Raw genomic sequence first — 19,522 nt, 5'->3', positions numbered from 1 at the left:
TCAGGGCCGTTGCAGGGCGTCTTCGGCACCGTACCCGTTCGTCAGGACGGGGGCGGCCGAGCCGGCAACGCCCCGGATTCCTTCGAGCAGGTGCTTGCCGATCAGCGCGTCGTCGGGCAGCGGGATCGGGTAGTCGCCGTCGAAGCAGGCCGTGCACAGCCGCGTCTTGGGCTGCTCGCTGGCCGCGATCAGCTCCTCCAGCGACACGTAACCCAACGAGTCCGCACCGACCGAGCGGCGGATGCCGTCGATGTCCAGACCGTTGGCGATCAACTCGGCCCGGGAGGCGAAGTCGATGCCGTAGAAGCACGGCCACTTGACCGGCGGCGACGCGATCCGCACGTGCACCTCAAGGGCGCCGGACTCGCGCAGCATCCGGACCAGGGCGCGCTGCGTGTTGCCGCGGACGATCGAGTCGTCCACCACGACCAGGCGCTTACCGCGGATCACATCGCGCAGCGGGTTCAGCTTCAGCCGGATGCCCAGCTGGCGGATGGTCTGCGACGGCTGGATGAACGTGCGGCCCACGTAGGCGTTCTTGACCAGGCCCGACCCGTACGGGATGCCGCTGGCCTGGGCGTAACCGATGGCGGCCGGCGTGCCGGACTCGGGCACCGGGATGACCAGGTCGGCCTCGACCGGGTGCTCCACCGCGAGGCGGCGGCCGATCTCCACCCGGGTGGCGTGCACCGAGCGGCCGGCGATCGTGGTGTCCGGGCGGGCCAGGTAGACGTACTCGAAGATGCAGCCCTTGGGCTCCGGGTTGGCGAACCGGCTGGACCGCAGGCCGTTCTCGTCGATCGCGATCAGCTCGCCCGGCTCGACCTCGCGGACGAACGACGCGCCGACGATGTCCAGCGCCGCCGTCTCGCTGGCGACGACCCAACCGCGCTCCAACCGGCCCAGCACCAGCGGGCGCACGCCCTGCGGGTCGCGTGCCGCGTAGAGGGTGGACTCGTCGGAGAACGTGAGGCAGAACGCGCCGCGCAGGGTCGGCAGCAGCTGCAAGGCCGCCTGCTCGATGCCGATGTCGGCGGCCTGGGCGGCGAGGAGCCCGCAGATCAGGTCGGAGTCGGTGGTCGCGCCGTGACTGGTGTCGACGCCGACCTCGCGGGCCCTGGCCATCAGCTCGGCGGTGTTCACCAGGTTGCCGTTGTGGCCCAGCGACAGGCCCGAGCCGGTGGCCGTGGTGCGGAACGTCGGCTGCGCGTTCTCCCACGTGGTGGAGCCGGTGGTGGAGTAGCGGCAGTGGCCGACCGCGACGTGACCGCGCAGGGACTGGAGCACCTGCTCGTCGAACACCTGGCTGACCAGGCCGAGGTCCTTGAAGACCACCACCTGGCTGCCGTCGCCGACGGAGATGCCCGCCGCCTCCTGGCCGCGGTGCTGGAGGGCGTAGAGGCCGAAGTAGGTGAGCTTGGAGACCTCTTCACCGGGTGCCCAGACGCCGAACACACCGCATTCCTCACGGGGTTCGCGTTCTTCTTGTACGTCGGGGTCAGTTCGGCCGGTTGCGGGCTGGTCGGTGACCACCGGGTGCTCCCTAGCGACGAGGGTCGGGCTGCACCACCGAGTGTAAGGCTGATGGGGGTGCAAACACCCCCATCAGCACCCCCGTCGCGTGACCAAACGCACCCTTAATCGAGCTTGAGCGCGTACCAGACCTGGTCGTCACCGGCGTGTTTGAGGGGGAGGCGGCCCCACAGGCCGTAGTAGACGAGCTGCGCCTCACCCGCGATCCGGAGGTCCGTCTCCTCGCCCGGCCACGCTGCCCGCACCTCCGGCACGACGCCGGGCGCGAAGGTGACCACCCACGCCTCGGGGACGTCGGTGAGCTGGATGAGGGCGGTGCCCTTGGTCGTCGGCGGCACGTCGGTGGCGTACTTGGCGGCGAGGAGGGTGGTCAGCGCCTCGTCGATACCGTCCACCGCGAAGTCCGCGTCGCCCACGACCAGCTCGCGGAGGGCGGCTTGGGCGTCCCAACGGCGCAGGTCCAGCTCGTGCGCGATGCGCCGGTGCCAGACCCAGGCCAGGTCGGGGGCGGACGGCGAGAACGTCCAGGCCGTCCGGTTGCCCGGGATGGCGGGGAGCAGTTCGGCCGCCTTGGCGAGCTGGGCGTCCAGGTACTCCAACGGCAGGACGTCGGCGGGCGGCCGGGGCAGGCGCAGCTGGACCGTGCTGCCGGTGCGGAGGTACTCCAGCGACGTCTCCAGGAACCGCCCGACGTGCAGGGTCAGTTCGGTGAACGTCCAGCCGGGGCAGCTGGGCACCTTGGCCGCGGGGTCGGCCTTCCCGACCGCCGCCCGGAACATCGCCGCCTGCGCGGTGAAGACCTCGGTCCACCGCTGCGTGGTCCAACCTCCTGGCACGTCCAGCCCTCCCGCTTGAGTAGATCGGTGCGGCCATCGTGCCGCACCGATCCACCTCACGACGCCGGAAGCCCGAGATTCCCACTCTCCTGCGCCGGCGCGGGCGCAGGCTCGGTCACCAAGGGCGACTGGCGAAGTTGGTGCCGATCTCCGCGTCCAGCCTCGCCGCGGCCTCGTCGTACCACCGGGCGAGATCACCGGGGGTGTACTCGCCGAGGGTGTATTCCCAGTCGGTGGTGTATTCGCCGGGGGTGGCGTCCTCGACAACGGCCTCCAGGACGACGGTCTGCTCGACAAGGGTCTCCAGGACGGCGGTCTCCTCAACGGCCTCCAGGACAGCGGTCTGCTCGACGACGGTGACCAGGACAGCGGATTCCGCGACGGCGGGCTCCGGAACAAGGGGCTCCAGAACAGCGGACTTCACGACGGTGGATTCCGCGAAGGCGGGCTTCACGACGGCGGGCTTCGCGAAGTAGCCGGCGAAACCGGTGTCGGTGTGGTCGGCCCGGAGCTCCGGCTCCGCCGTGGGCCAGTCGATGACAGGTGGCCAGTCGATGGCGAGGTCGGCGGTCGTGGTGCAGGCGGACGGTGGGATCGGCTGGTCGTGCCAGTGGTGGTCATTCGGGCGTACCTCCTCATGGGGTTGGGCCGTTCGGGTTGGTGACTGGAGGGGGCTCGAACCGGGTGTGTCGAGCGGCTCGCGACGGGGTGTCGCGAGTTGGTCCGGATGTCGGACCGGGCGGGTCTGGAGTGTCGTGGTCGCGCAGTAGCTCAAGGCTGATTTGCACCGCTGCCAAAGGATTTGCAGCGCTGACGGCGCGTAGTGACGGGAACGGGAGGGGGCGGGCGCCAGAAGGGTCGCCAGGAGTTCCCGGACTCGGTCCGCCGCGTGACGGACGGCTCCGAGGGCGACGGATTTCGGCGTCGGGATCAGTATTGTCATGCATCAATGGTCGAACTGCTGTTCGACGCCGGCAAGATCACCTTCGGGTGATCACGGCCGGGTGTGTTAATCGACCTTCTTGCCCCGTGGGGCGTGGGAACCGGAGCGGGTGACGGCGCGTCGGACTCCCAGCGGCTAGTGGCACGAAGGGTGGGCAATCGTGTTCGGTGTGCAACCAGAGACGTTGCGCGCGGCGTCCAAGCAGTTCCACGACGGCGCGGACGCGACGGGCGACGGTGCTGAGATGATCTCCATGCTCAGACTGGACGCCGACGCGTTGGGGCAGGTGCCGGCGGCGGCGGAGTTCGTCGACGCGCTGGCCAGGTGGTCCGGCGAGCAGTCCGACGACCTGCGCCGGGGCAGCGCCTGGTACCGCGACGCGGGTGACGGCCTCAACGAGAACGCCGACGCCTACCAGCGCGTGGACGACGACTCGCACGCCTCGTTCCGCGGCATCGAAGGGGGCATGGCGTGAGCTACACCGACCCCGAGGTCCTGTACGGCCAGTTGGCCACCGGTGACGCGGGCCGCGTCGCGGCCGCCGCCGACCCCATCACCGGTGCGATGAGCGCCCTCAGCCGCGCGGGCGGGTCCGTCTCCGCCGGCGGCACCACCGCGACCTCCGCTTGGCGGGGTGAGAGCGCAACCAAGTTCGGCGCCCGCGCCGAACTGTCCACGAAGTCCGCGACCGTGGCGGGTGAACGGCTGGGTGCCGGCGCCGACATCGTCCAGGCGGCATCCCGCGCCTACACCCAGATGCGCGGCAGCGCCGACCAGCTGATCGACTTCTGGCGCGGCCGTTCTCCCGCGTTGGACGAGGCCCAGACCCGTGACCTGGCCAACCGCGTCAACGAACAGCTGAACAACGTCAAGACCAGCTACGAAGGCGTCCTGCGCAACTACGCCGCCGCCCTCACCAAGGTCCGCCCGGGCTTCGAGGAGACGGCGAGCAAGGACGCCGGCTGGAGCACCGCCGTCGCCGCCATGCGCACCACCGCCACCGTGCCCGGCCCCGGCACCGACCCCAAGCAGGTCGCCGCCTGGTGGAAGTCGCTGACCAAGGAGCAGCAGGACGAGCTGCTGCGCACCAAGTTCCAGGAACTGGGCCAACTGCGCGGCCTCCCGTCCGGCGTCCTCGACCAGGCCAACCGCGCTCGGATCCAGGACGACATCCAGCGCTTCGGCACCCAGCGCGACCAGCTCGACGCGCAGATGGCCGAGCGGGCCAAGGAGTTGGGTCTAGACCCGAACAACTCCGACGACATGACCAAGCTCATGAACGACGAGCAGTACGCGTCGCTCAACGAGCAACGACAGGAAGCCGCCACCAAGGCCGAGAACGCGCAGAAGGCCCAGAGCAGCATCGACGACGCCACCGCGCTCTCCCGCAAGGAAGGCTGGCCCGACAGCGACGTCCGGGTGCTGGCCTACGACCCGTACGGCCCGCGTGGTGACGGCGGGATGGCCATCGCGTACGGCGATCCCGACACGGCGAAGAACCTCGCGGTCGCCGTTCCCGGCACCGGCTCGGAACTCGACAGCTTCAGCGTCAGTCAGGCGGGCAACCTGCGTGCGGAGATGGGCGCCGAGGGCAATGCCACCATCCAGTGGCTCGGCTACGACGCACCCGGCTGGGCGCCCGGTGAGGTCGACAACCCAGCGCAGGCCCGTGAGGGTGGCGCGAACCTGGTCGCCGACGTCAACGGCTACCGCGCCGCCGCCGAGGCCGCGGGCAACCGCCAGCACCTCACCGTGATCGGTCACTCGTACGGCTCCACCACGGTCGGCTACGCGGGCATGAACGGCTTGGCCGCCGACGACATCGCCTTCGTCGGCTCGCCGGGTGTCGGCGCGTCCAACGTCAACCAGCTCTCGGTCGGTCCCGGCCACGTCTACGTCGGCGCGACCGAGCACGACCCGGTCGTCCAGGGCACGAGTTCCAGCTGGTTCACCGAGGACGGCTCCTCGATCGGCCCGTACGACGACCGGTTCGGCGCCAAGACCTTCGGCACCTCGGACTCGCCCATGATCAAGGATGCGCACTCGGCCTACTACGACCGCGGCTCGGAGTCGGTGGACAACCTCGCCAAGATCGCGACCGGAAACGGCGCTTCGGTGACCGCGCAGGAGTGGGACGAAAACCCGCTCGGCCCCTCGTTGCCCGGCTCGCACATCCCCGGCGTCGGCCCGGTGATCGACGTCGTCGGCGGCACGGCCGTGGGCGCGGCGGACCTGGCGGCCGACGCCGGCACCGGGCTCTACAACGCCGGTCGCGAGGCCTGGAACGGCAATTGGTCCCAAGCCGGCACCGAACTGGCCAACACGGGCAAGGAAGTGGTGAGCGACACCCTCGACGTGGTGGTCGGCGGCGTCGGTGACGTCGTCGAAGTCGGCCGCGACGCGGTGGAAGGCGCGGGCAAGGTCTGGGACAAGACCGTCGGGTCCTGGTTCTAGGCCATCCGGCAGGGGCCGACGGTCGTCTCCGCTTCGAGGCCGTCGAGGTTGTTCCTCTCGACCTGTCGGATCTTGCAGATCACCACGTCATCGGCCTTGATCCCGTCCGGGAACTGGTCGATGTCGGCTCCTGCCGTGTTCAGCGACACGAGCCCATCGGGATCGTCCTGGTCGAGTGCGAGGACCACGTACGGCGGAGACGTGTGCCCAGGGGTGACCTGGCGTTCGGGAACGATCCGAGTGACCTTGAACTGGACATCTTCCTCCCAGTCGCTGCTGCAACCGACGAGGAGGATTCCGACCGCGAGAACGGCCACACACGCCTTGAGCGCCTTCACGCGGTCGAGCTTGGCCGGCAAGCTCATGACTTCTGGCACGGACCGATTTCCTGCACCGGTTCGGCATCGTCCAGCTTGCTGTCGTCACGCTCGTGCACGGTGCAGGTCAGCGCGTCTCCGACGGCGATGCCGGCCGGGACGTCGGTGAGCTTCGCCGATGCGTTGGTGATCGGTGCGGGTCCGTCGGGCTGCTCCTGGTCCAATTCCAGGAATACCGTGCCCGGCCAGGTAGCTCCGGAGACGAGCTTTTCGTCCGGCTTGATGTCGGTGACCTTGAACTTGACCTGTCCCGACCACTCGCTGCTGCCCCCGCAACCGACGAGGAGGGTTCCGACCGCGAGAACGGCCATACACGCCTTGAGCGCCTTCACGGGGTCGAGCTTAGCTAGAAGCGGAGGACAGGGAGCAGGGTTGAGAGATCGGCCCTGCTCCCGGATGCGGTGACCTTGGCGTTTTGCACCGCTTCCGCCCAGTCGAGTCTGCCCACGGCCAGTTCCAGCCACGTGCGTGGATCGGTTTCGACCACGTTGGGTGGTGTGCCGCGGGTGTGTCGGGGGCCGGCTACGCATTGCACCGCGGCGAACGGTGGGACCCGGACCTCGACGCTGCGACCGGGTGCGATCTGTGCCAGCGTGCGCAGGCTCAGGCGCACCGCCGCGGCCAGGAGCGGGCGTTCCGGCTGGTCCGATTCGCCCGACAGCCAGGGCAGCACGGCCTCGACCGCGGCGCGCAACTCGTGGGGGTCAACGGGCTTCGGCGGCATCCGCCCAGGTTAACGCCGCCCGCGCAGCCGGCGTTGCGCCTGGTGCAGGTTGCGCGGGTGCACGTCGGTCTTGCCGTAGGCCTCGGCGACCGAGTGCAGCGGGCCGGTGAAGTCGGGCTTGTCGATCTGCCCGAACTCGGTCACCTCGCTGATCCCGACCGTGGCGCTGCACGGCGCGACGTGGTCGATCTTCACGCATCCCGCGCGCCCGTTGGCCACCGTCACGTTCCAGTGCGTGAACCTCGCCCCGTACAGCGGCCCGGCGTCCGCCGAACCGCCGTGGGCGCCGTCGTTGAACACCGTCACCTCGGTGCGCACGTTGCCGAACGGCAGCCCGCGGTGGTGTCGAACGTGCCCGCGTCCATCCGCCCGCGCGACCAGACGTTCCCGCACGACAAGCCCTCCACGTTGATGCCGTGGTGACCGGAGCCGGGCGTCGGTGGCTCGGTGAACGCTCCGATGGCGAAGTCCTCCACCAGGTTGTCGTGCGACTGCTCACGGCACGCGTACGAGTGGTGTTGCCCGCGCCCGGAGACGCGAGTGCGTAACAGTGAAATACCCTTGCTGGACACTAAGAGGAAACCGTTGTCACTGTCCACAACAGACACATCATCCGCCCAGCAGTCCCAAGCGCACTGGAACGCCACCCGTTGTACCCCCAGGCCGAGTTCGTGCTGCCGTACCGACTGCGGTTGATGCCGACGATCTCCTCTAACGACCGCGGCGCGAATAACGTGGTCGAACCGCTGCCGGCCCCGCGCAGCACCACGTCGGAGTAGCCGATCCGGACGATGTCCTCGATCAGGTAAGTCCCGGCGGGCACCAGCACGGTGCCGCCGCCGCGCCGGCCGACGTCCTCGATCGCCCGGTTGACGGCCGAGGAGGCGTCCGCCGAAACCCCGAGTGGGTCACGAGCGCCAGATCAGATCTTCGCGGCGCGCACCGCTTCGGCGAGCAGTTCGTCCAGTTGGTGGGCCAGCCTGCGGGAGTCGGTCGGGGTGAACGTGCTCCACGGCACCGACCCGTTCGACGCACGGCGTTGTTGCAGGTAGCGGCCTTCTTCGGTATCGAAGAACGCGACCACCCGGTCCGGTCGGCAGCGCTTGCCGTACTTGTCGCGGGCCGCCGCGCCGAAGTTGCCGGTGTGCACGAGTCCGGTGAACATCTTCACCAGGGTGGCGGCGTCCTCTTGGCGTACGCCGTGTTCGCGCAGCGAGTTCTCCAGGCTCTTGGGCGAGCCGTCTGACTTCTTCACCGCGGCTTCCAGGTCGGTGCTGGGCATGGTCACCGAGTGCCCGGTCCCGGCGGGGTGCGCGGGCAGCGCGCCCAGCACGGCCGACGGCAGGCCGCTGCCCGCCGCGCGCCGGAAGGTCAACCGGTTGTCGGTCAACGTGGCCACCGCGCCGAAGTCACCGTTCGCCACGGCCAGCACCCGCACGCTCTTGCCGATCCACACCCGGCCGTCGACCTCGCGCTCGGGCCGGGAGAACAGCCGCAGCAGGTAGTCCAGCTCCGGGTGCAGCCCGGTCGGACCGCCGAGCCCACGCGCACCGATCCCGTCCCAGACGCGTCGTTCCAGCTCAGCGCGTTCCTGATGGGTCTTGCCCGGTGAGGGCACCTTGATGACCAGCGGCATCTGCCCCAGGTCGAGGCGCTCCCAGAGCACGTCGAACTCCTCGGCGGAGAGCTCGATCGGCTCCCGCTCCGCAGGCCCCCCGAAATACGTCACCGCTATCCCCGTCCCCTGAACAGTCCCGGAAGACCGGAGACGGGCCCGCGCCGAGATCGACGCGAGCCCGTGCACCGGAACATCTCCTACTGCGGTGATTCCCCGATCACCGGCGGCGCGACGAGCCGGTCGTCGCCGAACACGTCGTTCGTCTCGACCAGGTAGTCGGCTGCCTTGTGCTCGATGTCGTCCTCGCCGTCACCGCGCTGCGCGCCGGCCGCCCCACCGGCCATGCCCGCACCACCGGCACCCGGACGACCGCCGGCACCCGGACCACCCGCGCCGGGACCGCCCGCACCGGGACCGAAGCCACCGGGCGCGCCACCGCGACCGGCGATACCGGCCGGGTTACTCGCGCCGGGCATACCCCCGCCAGGCATACCGCCACCGGGCATACCGGGCATACCGCCACGCATGCCACCAGGACCACCCGGGCCACTGGTGCCCGGACCACCGGGCATACCCGGCATCCCGGGCATCCGGCCGGTCGGCACACCCGGACGCACGTTCTGGCTGCCGGGCCCGGTCGGGACCCTCGGCGGGACCTGCGTGCTGCCCGGGGGCTTCGGCGGGGTCCAGTTGGGAGGCGGCATCGGGGGAATGCCGATGGGCGGCCGCACCAGCGTGTTCACCGGCGGAGTGACCTGCGGCGGCGGAGGCGGAGGCGGCGTCGGGGTCGGGGGCGCCCACGAGGTGCGGGTGTCACCGCCCGTGGTGCCGTGCAACTGCGTGACCGGGGCGACCGGGGTGCCGGTAGTCGGCGGTGCCCACGACGTCCGCGTGGTGCCGCTCTCGCTCGGCGGCGTCCACGTCTGCGAGGTGTTGTAGTTCGCGTTCGTGTTGTTGTACTCGCCCGCGCCCGCCGGCGGCGGCGTGTCGATCACGACCTTCGGCGGCGGGACGAACTTGCCCAGCGTGTCGGCGTTCCACTCGCTGCTGGACTGGTAGTTGTTCATCACCTCGACGGCCTTGGCCTCGGCGTTGTCCTGCGCCGCTTCCTGCCGCTCGTGGTCTTCCTGCTGCTTGATGACGTGCATCATGCCGACCGGACCGGTCAGCCCGCCGACGATCTTGTCGCCCAGGGACGGCGCCTCGGTGGTCACCGGGAGCGGCTCGGGCATCTCCTTGCGCGCGTTGGCGATGTAGTCGGCCTGCAACTGGGCCGAGGTCTCCATCGTGGTCGAACCCTGCTGGGCGTCCGCCGCCCACGCCGCCAGCGGCGACAACACGGTCGTCGTCGTGTCGGCGGTCTCGCCCTCCCAGCTCGCGCCGAGCTTGGCCAGACCGTCCTGGATGGAGGTGTCGATCTCGCCCAGTGCCTCGGACAACGACTTCCAGGAGTCCTCCAGCGGACGGGACGCGGCAACGCCCGGTCCATCGTTGATCATGCGGTGCAGATCGGGGTGGGCATACCCGCGCCAGCGGTGGTCACCCATCGTGCTCGCCCCCCTCGGGTGCGTAGGTCAGCAGGTCAGCCGTTGTTGATGCGTCCCCAGGACGCGGTGTTGTCGCCTTCGACTCGCCGGTAGTCGGCCTCGATGGCGGTGAGCTGGTCGACCACGCCCTTGAGCTGGTCGCGGTATGCCTTGAGGGCCGTCAGACCCGCGGAGTCGCCCGCCTCGAAGGTGTCCTGGTTGAACCGGTCGGCGGTCTCCCTGCTCACCGGGTCGGCCGCCCACGGCCGCGCCTCCAGTTCGGCGACCGCCCGCCTCAACTTTTCGTCCAGCCTTTCCAGCGCATCGGAGAACACCTTGCGCGCGTCCGGGATCGCCGAGGGATCGACGCTCAGCTTCCGCTGCGACCCGGCGTAGTCGGGAAGCGTCGTCGGCGACATTCCCCCGCCACCATCCGCGATGAACACGGCACACCCCTCCTCAGTGCTGCACATACCCCAGCGTGTGCATCTGGGACGACTTTAGCTCTGATGTATGACGCGAGTGAGCGGTTCCCTGTGCAAAGGGAGTAGTTCTACTCGTTCTTCCCGACCACTGGGGCTACTTGCTCATGAGGTTGGCCACCACGGCGCCCGCGAGCGGCTGGGCGACCCGGCAGAGGGCTGGCACGTTCGTTTCACCGAGGCTGTGGGCCTGCACGTCGACCAACTGCCCGTCGGAGACGTCGATGATGACCGAACAGGCGAGGCCGAGGGCCGTGGTCGACTCGAGCAGCACCGCGGGGAAGCCGCCTACCTGCAACGTCGTGACGTTGGGCCGGGGCGGGTCGGTGTAGGTCTCGATGCCCTTGGTGCTGTCGAGGTAGATGCCGACGGAGTACGTGCGGTCCTCGCGGCTCATGCTGCACCCGGGCCTGCCCGGCTCGGGGTCCTGCTTCGGCGGGAGGTTCAGGCCGACCTCGGCGCGCTGGGCATCGGTCGCCAGCGTGCACGGGTCCATGCCCTCGATGTTGATCGTCTTCGGGCGCTTGGCCGGTTCCTTCGTGGCCGAGGTCGGCTTGGCCGATCCGGAGGTCTGCTCGGTGGACGTGGATCCGGACCCGCTGGCAGACCCGTTCATGGTCTGCGAGCAGCCCCCGAGCAGGGCCAGAGCGGCAATGAGCGGCACGACACGGCGCATGAGGACCAACGTATCGGATCAACGTCACCCGTAAGACGCATTGCCGAGGAACCGACTTAAAGGAAACCTTCTTTACGAAGGGTCGCCGCCCCGCACCCGTTCCCCGGGGAGGAGCAGGAATGCGCCCACGAGTCGTTCCGCTGGTGGCCGTGCTCGGTGGCGTTCTTCGTGCGGGTTTCCGTGCGGCGGGGCGTCGGTGGGTCGGAGGTGCTGCCGACCGACTGGAGCGACAACTACGTGACGCTGTGGCCTGGCGAAACCGTGACCTTGACGGCCCGGTACCGGGCGTCCGACCTGGGCGGGGTGACGCCGAGCGTGGAGGTGTTCGGGCACAACGCGGCCCGTGTGGTCAGGTGATCGAGTCAGCAGCCGGTGTAGCGGCACGCCACCACGGCGGGCCGCTCCACCGGCCGACCGGCGTCGATCGACCACGCCAACCGCACGTACTGGGCGTGCGTCCAGGCCAACGGCGTCGCCGACGTGGTGCCGCGACCGTTCCACACCTGCTCGGGCAGCATCCGGCCTTCGTTGGCGGTGGAGGCGATGTCCGCCAGCCGCCGGCGGGCGCTCCCGGTGTCACCCGCGAGCAGTTCGTACTCGCCGCGTTCACCGGCGAAGATCGGCCACAGCCTGCCGTAGGTCCGGCCCTGGCCGATGTTCCACGGGCCGCCGTCGGCGCGTTCGCCGTAGCCGTCACCGTTGTAGCGGTGCCAGAACCGGTCCTTGCCCAACTGCTCGTCCACGACCTCGACGGTGTTGCGGACGACCGGGTCGTCGTGCGGGCGGACGCCCAGCCGCACCAGCTCCAGGAAGCTCGGGTCCACGGCGGCGCGCTGGTCGATCTCGATCGGGTGATTGTCGCCCGGGTTGTAGGTGGTGCCCGCGTTCGGTCGGCCGTCCTTGGTGAGCCGCAGGTAGTAGGGATCGGATGAGAACGGGCCGGTGCTGGTGACGGTCCAGCCCTCCAGGCGGCGTTCCCAGTCGTCGGCGATGGCGAGGTACTTGGCGGCACGCGGGTCGCCCGAGCGTTGGAGCAGGTCGGCGAGGCACACCAGACCGGCGATCTCCGCGGCGATCGTGCCCGGTGAGTAGCCGCTCTGGTTCTCCCAGCGCTCCTGCTGGGTGAACGGCGCGTCCGGCTGGGTGATCAGGAACTCGGCGGCCGCGACCAGCGAGTCCACTGTGGATTTGTCGGTGCGGCCGAGCAGCCAGGCCAGCAGCATCGGCGCGGCCTGCTCGTCCTGCTGGATGTTCGTCCAGTACGGCTCGCCGTCCACCCTGGTGTTCTGCGGCAGGTGGCCGTCGGGCTGCTGTTGCACGTCGAGCATGAAGTCGAGTGCGCGGTCGGCCGCCGCCCGGTCGCCGGCCGCGAGCATCGCACTGGCCACCTGGTACAGGTCACGCGGCCACACCAGGGCGTACGAGCCGAACTCCGGGGCGATCGTGCGGTCGAAGCCGAACGCCCAGGGGAAGCTCGGCGAGGCGACGAACGCGCCGGGGTGGCGTTTGTCCTCGGTCGCGGCCATCACCATCAGGGACGTGTCGTAGAGGTCGCGGTCCGCGCTCTTCGGCCGCTCCAAGCCCTTCAGGTAGTCGTCCCAGCCCTGGTCGTAGCGGCGCGAGTGGCGGGGGAAACCCTCGATCAGCGAAGTCTTCGCGGTGGTCAACGCGTCTTCGGTGGTGGCGCCGAAGCCCATCGCCAACGTGGTGCTCCGGTCACGGACGCCGTCCACACCCAACGCGCCGGTCTGGATGACGTTGCCCTCGGTGGCACCCTGCGACGTGATGCCCTCGTCGGTGGTCAGGGCGCTGGCGGACTGATCGTCGTAGGCCAGCAACGCCTCGGGGTGATCGGCGGCCGAGTCGTCATCACCGTCGCGGGAGAGGTTCGGGTCGAAGACCACCTGGACGTCCACCGGCCGGTCGGCGTGTAACCGCAGGTCGGCCAGCACGGTCGGCCGCGACGGGTCGGTGGTGTAGGTGATCTCCGCGCCCCAACCGGCGCCCCGGAACTCCTGCCGGTAGCGCAACCTGCCGACGGGTTCGGTGCGCGCCTCGGCCGTGCGGCCGTCCACGACCAACCGCAGGTCACGTGTCGCCGGAGTGCTCAGATCGGGGTAGAAGACCTCCGTCAGGCCGGTGCGGCCGAGGGTGAACCAGACCGGGCTCGTCGCCTGGCGTGCCGTGCCGAACCCCTGTTTGTCGGCCGGGGCATAAGTGGCCGGAGGACCGGGGACGGTCAACGCGCTCGCCAACAGCACCGCGACTAACGGGGTCACACCCAATGGGGTCATGCCCTTGGGATGAACAACACCGCGCACGGTCAAACGTGGATCCGTAGCCTCGGCGGGGTGGGAGACACCGGACCAGGACGTATCGAGGATTACGCGCTGCTGTCGGATCTGCGGACGGCGGCACTGGTGGGGCGGGACGGGTCGATCGACTGGCTGTGCATGCCGCGGTTCGATTCGCCGTCCTGCTTCTCCCGGCTGCTGGGCACCGAGGACGACGGGCACTGGCGGATCGCGCCGACCGGCGAGGTGGTGTCGGTGCGCCGGTCCTACCGGGACGGCAGCCTGGTGCTGGAGACGGAGTTCGAGACCGTCGACGGCGTGGTGCGGTTGATCGACACCATGCCCCCGGAGCAGGACGACTGGGACGCCGACACGCGCGTGGTGCGGGTGTTGGAGGGCGTGTCCGGGCAGGTCGAGATGGAGTTGCGGTGGGTGTTGCGGTTCGCCTACGCCGACTCGGTGCCGTGGGTGCGACGCGGTGAGCGGGACGGGCAGGAGTGCGTGATCGCCCTGGCCGGGCCGTCCGCCGTCGCGCTGTACGGGGACCGGCTGCCGTACCGGGTGCCGGGCGTGCGCGCGCACGAGGCCGTGTTCACCATCTCCGCCGGTGAGCGGCTGTCGTGGGTGATGGAGTTCGCTTTCTCCCCCGACGAGCCGCCCGCGCCGGTGGACGCGTTGGCCGAGGTGGCGCGGTCCGAGGCGTTCTGGCTGGACTGGTCGTCCGGGATCGACTACGACGGGCCGCACGCGGCGGCCGTGCACCGGTCGCTGATCACGTTGAAGGGCCTGACGTACGCGCCGACCGGCGGGATCGTGGCCGCGCCGACCACGTCGCTGCCGGAGACGTTCGGCGGTGAGCGCAACTGGGACTACCGGTACTGCTGGCTGCGTGACGCGACGTTCACGTTGCTGGCGTTCGACAACTTCGGCTGCGGCGGTGAGGCGGCGGCGTGGCGGAAGTGGCTGCTGCGGGCCGTGGCGGGCGACCCGGCGGACCTGCAGATCATGTACGGGATCGGCGGCGAGCGTCACCTGGTCGAGTGGGAGGTCGATTGGCTGCCGGGGTACCGGGGTGCGCAGCCGGTGCGGATCGGGAACGCGGCCTACCGGCAGTTGCAGCTGGACGTGTACGGCGAGGTGATGGACGCGCTGCACCTGGCACGGGAACGCGGGCTGGGTGAGACGCCGGACTCGTGGTCCATGCAGCGCGGGATGATGCGGCACCTGGAGAAGGTGTGGGAGCAGCCCGACAAAGGGCTGTGGGAGGTGCGTGGGCCGGATCGGCACTTCACCCACTCTCGGGTGATGCTGTGGGTGGCGTTCGACCGGGCGGTGCGGGCGGTGGAGGAATTCGACTTGCCCGGTCCGGTGGAACGGTGGCGCGAGCTGCGCGCGGCCGTTCACGAAGAGGTGCTGGCGAAGGCGTGGAACTCGTCGTTGGGCGCGTTCACCCAGTACTACGGCGGCACGGAGTTGGACGCGGCCACGTTGCTGATCCCGGCGGTCGGCTTCCTGCCCGGCGACGACCCGCGGGTGCTCGGCACTCTGGATGCGATCTCCGCTGTGCTGAAGCGGGGCGACCTGGTGGACCGGTACGAGACGTCCCACGGCGAGTCCGAAGTGGACGGATTGGCCGGTGTCGAGGGAAGCTTTCTGGCGTGCTCGTTCTGGTACGTCGACGCGCTGGCGTTGGCCGGACGACGCGAGGAGGCGCTGGCGATGTACGACCGGCTCGTGGATCTGTGCAACGACGTGGGGTTGTTGGCCGAGGAGTACGACGCGGAGACCGGGCGGATGTGCGGCAACTTCCCGCAGGCGTTCAGCCACCTGGCGCTGGTGAACAGCGCCGCGGTGCTGTTCGGCGGCCACACCCGTGACGAGCGGCACCGGGGCGGTGCGGCGTGAGGGCGGCGGAGGTCGTTCCGGGTAAGCCTTCGGCGTCTCGCGTGGTTGATCGGGAGGATCCCGATCGTCCGGACGAACTGCTGGTCGAGGGCCTGCTGGTCGGCATGTGCGGCACGGACGTGGAGATCATCCGCGACGGTTTCGGCTGGTTGCCGCCGGGGCGGGACAGCATCGTGCCGTTCCACGAGTCCCTGGGCCGGGTCCTCCGCAGTCCCACACCGGATTTCGCGCCCGGTGACCTGGTTTCCGGGGTGGTGCGCCGACCTGATCCGGAGCCGTGCCCGGCGTGCGCCGTGGACGCGTGGGACTTCTGCCGCAACGGGAAGTACACCGAGCGCGGCATCAAGGAAATCGACGGCTACGGCATGCAGCGCTGGACCGTGCCGCCGAAGTTCGCCGTGAAGCTGGACCCGACGTTGGGTGACGCGGGGGTGCTGACGGAACCGGCGTCCGTGGTGGCGAAGGCGTGGGCGCAGGCAGAGGCGGTAGCTGCCCGATCCCACCTGCCGGTGCGCTCGGTGTTGATCACCGGTGCCGGTCCGATCGGTCTGTTGGCGGCGTTGCTGGGCGTGCAGCGGGGCTTGGAGGTGCACGTGGTCGACCGCGTTACCGACGGCCGCAAACCGGACCTGGTCACGACGTTGGGCGCCACCTACTACTCGGACCTCTCCAAGGTCACCGCCGATGTGGACGTGGCCATCGAGTGCACCGGTGTCGCCCAGCTGATCTGGGAGTGCGCACGTCGTGCGTCCGTCACGGTGCTGGCGGGCCTCACCGGCGACCACAACCCCGTACCCCTGGACCCGAGCGTCTTCGACGGGATGGTGCTGGGCAACAAGACGATCGTCGGCACGGTCAACGCGGGCCTACCCGACTACGTCGCGGCAGCCGAGGCCCTGTCCGAAGCCAGCCGCCCCTGGCTCAACGGCCTGATCACCCGGCGCGTGCCGTTGGACCGGTTCACGGACGCGTTGGAGAAGGAGAAGGACGACGTGAAGGTGGTCGTAGACCTGGTGTAGCGGCGCTGGGTCCGTGGCACTGGGGCCGTGGCGCTGAAGTCGGTGGCGCGACTTCAGCGGCGCAGCAGCTCGTCGATCGATTCCGGTTTCATCGGCTTGGCGAAGAACCAGCCCTGGCCGGTGTCGCAGCCGATTCGGTGCAGGCGCTTGGCCTGCGCCGGTGTCTCGACGCCTTCGGCGGTGACACCCAGCTGCAACGCGTGGGCCAGTTGCACCAAAGTCGACACGATCTGGACGTCCACCGCGTCCTCTTCGTCCGCCGCACGCAGCCCTTCCATGAACGAGCCCGCGATCTTCAGCTCGTGCACGGGCAGGTGCTTCAGGTACGCCAGGTTCGAGTAACCGGTGCCGAAGTCGTCGATCGCGATCCGCACGCCCATGTCCGACAACGCCCGCAACGCCTCCAGCGGCTCGTCGGCGGTGCCCATGATGGCGCTCTCGGTCAGCTCCAGCTGGAGGTGGTGCGGCGGCAGCGCGCACTCGTCCAGAATCCGCTTCACGTCCCGCACCAGCTCCGGGTCACGGGACTGGCGCACGGCCAGGTTGACGCTGACGAACGGCGCCGCGTCACCGAACTCCTCCAGCCACCGCCGCGCCTGCTCGCACGCCTTGCGCAGCACCCACCGGCCGAGCGGGACGATCAGGCCGGTCTCCTCGGCCAGCTCGATGAACCGGTCCGGCGCCAGCCGCCCGAACTCGGGGTGCTGCCAGCGCACCAGAGCCTCGACACCGACCACGGTGCTGTCCTCCAGCCGCACCAACGGCTGGTAGTCGACGTAGAACTCGTCGCGCTCCAACGCCGCCGGCATGGTCGCGGACAGCGTGAACCGGGCGACTTCCTTGGCGTTGCGCTCCGGGTTGTACAGCGCCCACCGCGACTTGCCGTCCGCCTTCGCCCAGTACAGCGTGATGTCCGCGTCGCGCATCAGGTCGGCGGCCGTGGTGCCGGACAGCGCCCGTTCCACGATGCCGATCGACGCCGACACGGTCAGCTCGTGCCCGCCGATCCGGATCGGCGACTCCAGCTCCCGCAGCACCCGGTCGGCGACATTGACGATGTCCTGTGTGTCCTGGGAACCCTCCACCAGGATCACGAACTCGTCGCCGCCCATCCGGGCCACCAGCTTGCCCTCGCCGGACACCGAGTGGTCCAGCCGCCGGCCGACCTCGACCAGCAGCTGATCGCCGATGTCGTGACCGAGGCTGTCGTTGATCACCTTGAACCCGTCCAGGTCCAGGTAGCACAGGCCGGCGCGGTGACGTGCCCGGTTGTTGAACACGCGGCCGAGGCGTTCCAGGAACAGCGCGCGGTTGGGCAGACCGGTCAGCGGGTCGTGCAACGCCTGGTAGCGCAGCCGGTTCTGCAACAGGTGGCGGTCGGTGACGTCCTCGATCATCGCCACCTGGTACTGCGGGTCGCCGTGGTCGTCGCGCACCAGCGACAGGGTCAGGTGCGTCCACACCTGCTCGCCGTCAGCGCGGCGGAACCGCTTCTCCGCCCGGTAGTGGTCGCACTCGCCCGCGGTGAGCTGGTCGTACAGCCGCCAGACGCTGCCGCCGTCCTCCGGGTGCATCAGGTCGCGGATGTTGTACTGCCGCATCTCCTCGACGCTGAACCCGAGCATGTCCTGCAACGCCTGGTTCACGTCCAGGATGCGGCCCTCGATATCGGCGATGCCGATACCGATCGCGGCCTCGGTGAACATCGCGCGAAACCGCGCCTCGGACGCGCGCAGCGCGGCTTCGGCCTGATCACGGGCGTCCAGCACGGCCGCGCGGATCGCCTCCTGCTCGGCCAGCGTCCGTTCACGCAGGGCCCGCGCGTACCCGGCGGCCAACGCGCCTTGCAACGCCGCCAGCCGTGACCGCATCAGCTCGTCGGGCTGGATGCCCAGCTCGCCGAGCAGGTCGTCGCCGAGCAGCTGCACGGTGCGGCCCAGCGTGTCGGTACCGGTGAAGTGCGCCTCCACCAGCCGCGCGCCGATCTCGTAGCCGGGCGCGGTGCGGAACGGGCTGGCGTGCAGCGCGTGCACCAGGACCTCGGTCAACGCCTGGAGGTGTGCGGCGACCTCGGCCCTGGTCATCGGGACGTAACTGCTGCCGATCACCGCGGTGGCCCAGGTCCGCGCGAAGGACTCCGCCCCGGCCAGTACGGCGGGGTCGAGGTTCGATCGGCCCGGTGCTGCCACCCGATGGTCAACCTGTTCCGTCATGTCCGCCGGCCTACCGCCACAACGCAGAGGATACGGGCGCTCGCCGGCCGCGGTCGACAATTAGGCCGACTGCGCGGCCCGCGATCCGGCCTGTCATCAGGGCTTCCGCCCGACCGCGCCGAACCCCAGGAAGCGCGCCGAGTTCTCGTCCAGGTCGTCGGGTGACTCGGGCTGCCACAGCGGCAGCCGCGCCACACCCGGCTCGACCAGCTCGAACCCGTCGAACAACGCTCCCACGTCCTGCTTCTTGCGGTACGTCATCTCGCTGACGCCGCGGTTGTAGGTCGTCTTCGCGTCGTCCCACGCCGGGTCCCACTCGCCTTCCTCGTACCCGGCGTGCGAGACGGCCAGGTAGCTGCCGCTCGGGATGGCGTCCCGGTAGTCGGCCACGATCCCGTGCGGGTCGTCGGAATCCGGGACGAAGTGCAGCAGCGCGACCATCAGCACGCCGATCGGCTGGTCGAAGTCCAGCAGGCCCTGCACCTCGGGCGACTTCAGCACCTGCTTGGCGTCCCGCACGTCGGTCTGCAGGACGTTGACCAGCTCGTTGCCGGTGAGGATCGCCCGGCTGTGCGCGACCGCGACGGCGTCGATGTCCACGTAGACCACCCGGGCGCCGGGGTCGGTGGCCTGGGCGATCTCGTGCACGTTGCCCACGGTGGGGATGCCCGAGCCCAGGTCCAGGAACTGCCGGATGCCCTGCGACAACATGAACCGCACCGCCCGCCGCAGGAACGCGCGGTGGTTGAGGATGACGTTCTTGAGGATCGGCACATCGGCCAGGACCTTGTCGCCCACGGCACGGTCGATGGCGAAGTTGTGCGCGCCACCGAGCCAGTAGTCGTAGACCCGCGCGATGCTCGGGCGCCCCAGGTCGATATCGCCCGGTGCCCAGTTCGGCCGCTCCACGGTGTCCACCCGT

At 69.8% G+C, this 19,522-nt stretch carries 19 protein-coding genes and 1 pseudogene; 5 read left to right on the top strand and 15 right to left on the bottom strand.

The window, feature by feature from the left end:
- From purF to ALI22I_RS40390, 3 genes are all read right to left on the bottom strand, one after another.
- Window positions 1-1,533: an amidophosphoribosyltransferase gene (purF, locus tag ALI22I_RS40400; protein ID WP_077010829.1), complete on the bottom strand. Its 1,533-nt coding sequence runs from the start codon at window positions 1,531-1,533 to the stop codon at window positions 1-3.
- Between the two features lie 104 nt (window positions 1,534-1,637).
- Window positions 1,638-2,369: a maleylpyruvate isomerase N-terminal domain-containing protein gene (locus ALI22I_RS40395; protein ID WP_077010828.1), complete on the bottom strand. Its 732-nt coding sequence runs from the start codon at window positions 2,367-2,369 to the stop codon at window positions 1,638-1,640.
- Window positions 2,370-2,484: 115 nt separating this feature from the next.
- A complete protein-coding gene (locus tag ALI22I_RS40390; RefSeq protein WP_077010827.1) occupies window positions 2,485-3,144 on the bottom strand; it encodes a hypothetical protein in 660 nt (219 codons plus the stop codon).
- Window positions 3,145-3,472: 328 nt separating this feature from the next.
- On the opposite strand from ALI22I_RS40390, the gene ALI22I_RS40385 reads away from it, so the two are divergent.
- Together ALI22I_RS40385 and ALI22I_RS40380 are read left to right on the top strand one after the other, a co-directional pair.
- Entirely contained in the window at window positions 3,473-3,787 is a 315-nt protein-coding gene (locus ALI22I_RS40385) for a hypothetical protein (protein WP_077010826.1), read from the top strand.
- Entirely contained in the window at window positions 3,784-5,766 is a 1,983-nt protein-coding gene (locus ALI22I_RS40380) for an alpha/beta hydrolase (protein ID WP_077010825.1), read from the top strand. The genes ALI22I_RS40385 and ALI22I_RS40380 overlap by 4 nt, the downstream gene beginning before the upstream one ends.
- On the opposite strand, the gene ALI22I_RS40375 is transcribed toward ALI22I_RS40380, so the two are convergent.
- The 9 genes and pseudogenes from ALI22I_RS40375 to ALI22I_RS40330 all read right to left on the bottom strand — a co-directional run bounded on the left by ALI22I_RS40375 (window position 5,763) and on the right by ALI22I_RS40330 (window position 11,169).
- A complete protein-coding gene (locus ALI22I_RS40375) occupies window positions 5,763-6,131 on the bottom strand; it encodes a hypothetical protein (protein ID WP_238598793.1) in 369 nt (122 codons plus the stop codon). The genes ALI22I_RS40380 and ALI22I_RS40375 overlap by 4 nt on opposite strands.
- A complete protein-coding gene (locus ALI22I_RS40370) occupies window positions 6,128-6,475 on the bottom strand; it encodes a hypothetical protein (RefSeq protein ID WP_077010824.1) in 348 nt (115 codons plus the stop codon). The genes ALI22I_RS40375 and ALI22I_RS40370 overlap by 4 nt, the downstream gene beginning before the upstream one ends.
- A 14-nt stretch (window positions 6,476-6,489) precedes the next feature.
- A complete protein-coding gene (locus tag ALI22I_RS40365; protein WP_077010823.1) occupies window positions 6,490-6,867 on the bottom strand; it encodes a sterol carrier family protein in 378 nt (125 codons plus the stop codon).
- A gap of 9 nt (window positions 6,868-6,876) precedes the next feature.
- Window positions 6,877-7,260, bottom strand: coding sequence for a hypothetical protein (locus ALI22I_RS52585; RefSeq protein ID WP_202971163.1), 384 nt, complete (start codon window positions 7,258-7,260; stop codon window positions 6,877-6,879).
- Between the two features lie 178 nt (window positions 7,261-7,438).
- A pseudogene (locus ALI22I_RS55755) lies at window positions 7,439-7,747 on the bottom strand (glycosyl hydrolase family 28-related protein); the annotation flags it as partial.
- Window positions 7,748-7,789: 42 nt separating this feature from the next.
- Window positions 7,790-8,596 carry an ESX secretion-associated protein EspG gene (locus ALI22I_RS40345; protein WP_077010819.1) on the bottom strand — a complete coding sequence of 269 codons (807 nt, stop codon included), beginning with the start codon at window positions 8,594-8,596 and terminating at the stop codon, window positions 7,790-7,792.
- An 86-nt stretch (window positions 8,597-8,682) separates the two neighbouring features.
- On the bottom strand, window positions 8,683-10,032 hold the full coding sequence (locus ALI22I_RS54905; RefSeq protein WP_083752352.1) for a PPE domain-containing protein: 1,350 nt from the start codon (window positions 10,030-10,032) through the stop codon (window positions 8,683-8,685).
- Between the two features lie 35 nt (window positions 10,033-10,067).
- Window positions 10,068-10,457: a transcriptional regulator gene (locus tag ALI22I_RS40335; protein WP_143532679.1), complete on the bottom strand. Its 390-nt coding sequence runs from the start codon at window positions 10,455-10,457 to the stop codon at window positions 10,068-10,070.
- A gap of 133 nt (window positions 10,458-10,590) precedes the next feature.
- The gene (locus ALI22I_RS40330; RefSeq protein WP_077010816.1) at window positions 10,591-11,169 is read right to left on the bottom strand and encodes a DUF3558 domain-containing protein; all 579 of its coding nucleotides are present in this window, start codon (window positions 11,167-11,169) and stop codon (window positions 10,591-10,593) included.
- Window positions 11,170-11,325: 156 nt separating this feature from the next.
- On the opposite strand from ALI22I_RS40330, the gene ALI22I_RS40325 reads away from it, so the two are divergent.
- A complete protein-coding gene (locus ALI22I_RS40325) occupies window positions 11,326-11,526 on the top strand; it encodes a hypothetical protein (protein WP_077010815.1) in 201 nt (66 codons plus the stop codon).
- A 5-nt stretch (window positions 11,527-11,531) separates the two neighbouring features.
- On the opposite strand, the gene ALI22I_RS40320 is transcribed toward ALI22I_RS40325, so the two are convergent.
- On the bottom strand, window positions 11,532-13,448 hold the full coding sequence (locus ALI22I_RS40320) for a glycoside hydrolase family 15 protein (RefSeq protein ID WP_238598792.1): 1,917 nt from the start codon (window positions 13,446-13,448) through the stop codon (window positions 11,532-11,534).
- Window positions 13,449-13,520: 72 nt separating this feature from the next.
- Here ALI22I_RS40320 and ALI22I_RS40315 point away from each other — a divergent pair, with 72 nt between their 5' ends.
- Both ALI22I_RS40315 and ALI22I_RS40310 read left to right on the top strand, forming a co-directional pair.
- Entirely contained in the window at window positions 13,521-15,368 is a 1,848-nt protein-coding gene (locus ALI22I_RS40315) for a glycoside hydrolase family 15 protein (protein ID WP_077010814.1), read from the top strand.
- A 41-nt stretch (window positions 15,369-15,409) separates the two neighbouring features.
- Window positions 15,410-16,387, top strand: a complete 978-nt coding sequence (locus ALI22I_RS40310; protein ID WP_238598791.1) for an alcohol dehydrogenase catalytic domain-containing protein — start codon at window positions 15,410-15,412, stop codon at window positions 16,385-16,387.
- 53 nt (window positions 16,388-16,440) lie between these two features.
- Here ALI22I_RS40310 and ALI22I_RS40305 read toward each other — a convergent pair whose 3' ends face one another.
- Window positions 16,441-18,600, bottom strand: coding sequence for a putative bifunctional diguanylate cyclase/phosphodiesterase (locus ALI22I_RS40305; protein ID WP_179118519.1), 2,160 nt, complete (start codon window positions 18,598-18,600; stop codon window positions 16,441-16,443).
- 96 nt (window positions 18,601-18,696) lie between these two features.
- The gene (locus tag ALI22I_RS40300; RefSeq protein ID WP_143532677.1) at window positions 18,697-19,518 is read right to left on the bottom strand and encodes an SAM-dependent methyltransferase; all 822 of its coding nucleotides are present in this window, start codon (window positions 19,516-19,518) and stop codon (window positions 18,697-18,699) included.
- Window positions 19,519-19,522: the final 4 nt, after the last annotated feature.

Origin of the sequence: Saccharothrix sp. ALI-22-I (assembly GCF_001984175.1) — a bacterium.
In the GTDB taxonomy this organism is placed as follows: Bacteria; Actinomycetota; Actinomycetes; order Mycobacteriales; family Pseudonocardiaceae; genus Actinosynnema.
The sequence above is the reverse complement of the archived record's forward strand: the minus strand, read 5'-3'. Positions and strand labels throughout refer to the sequence as shown.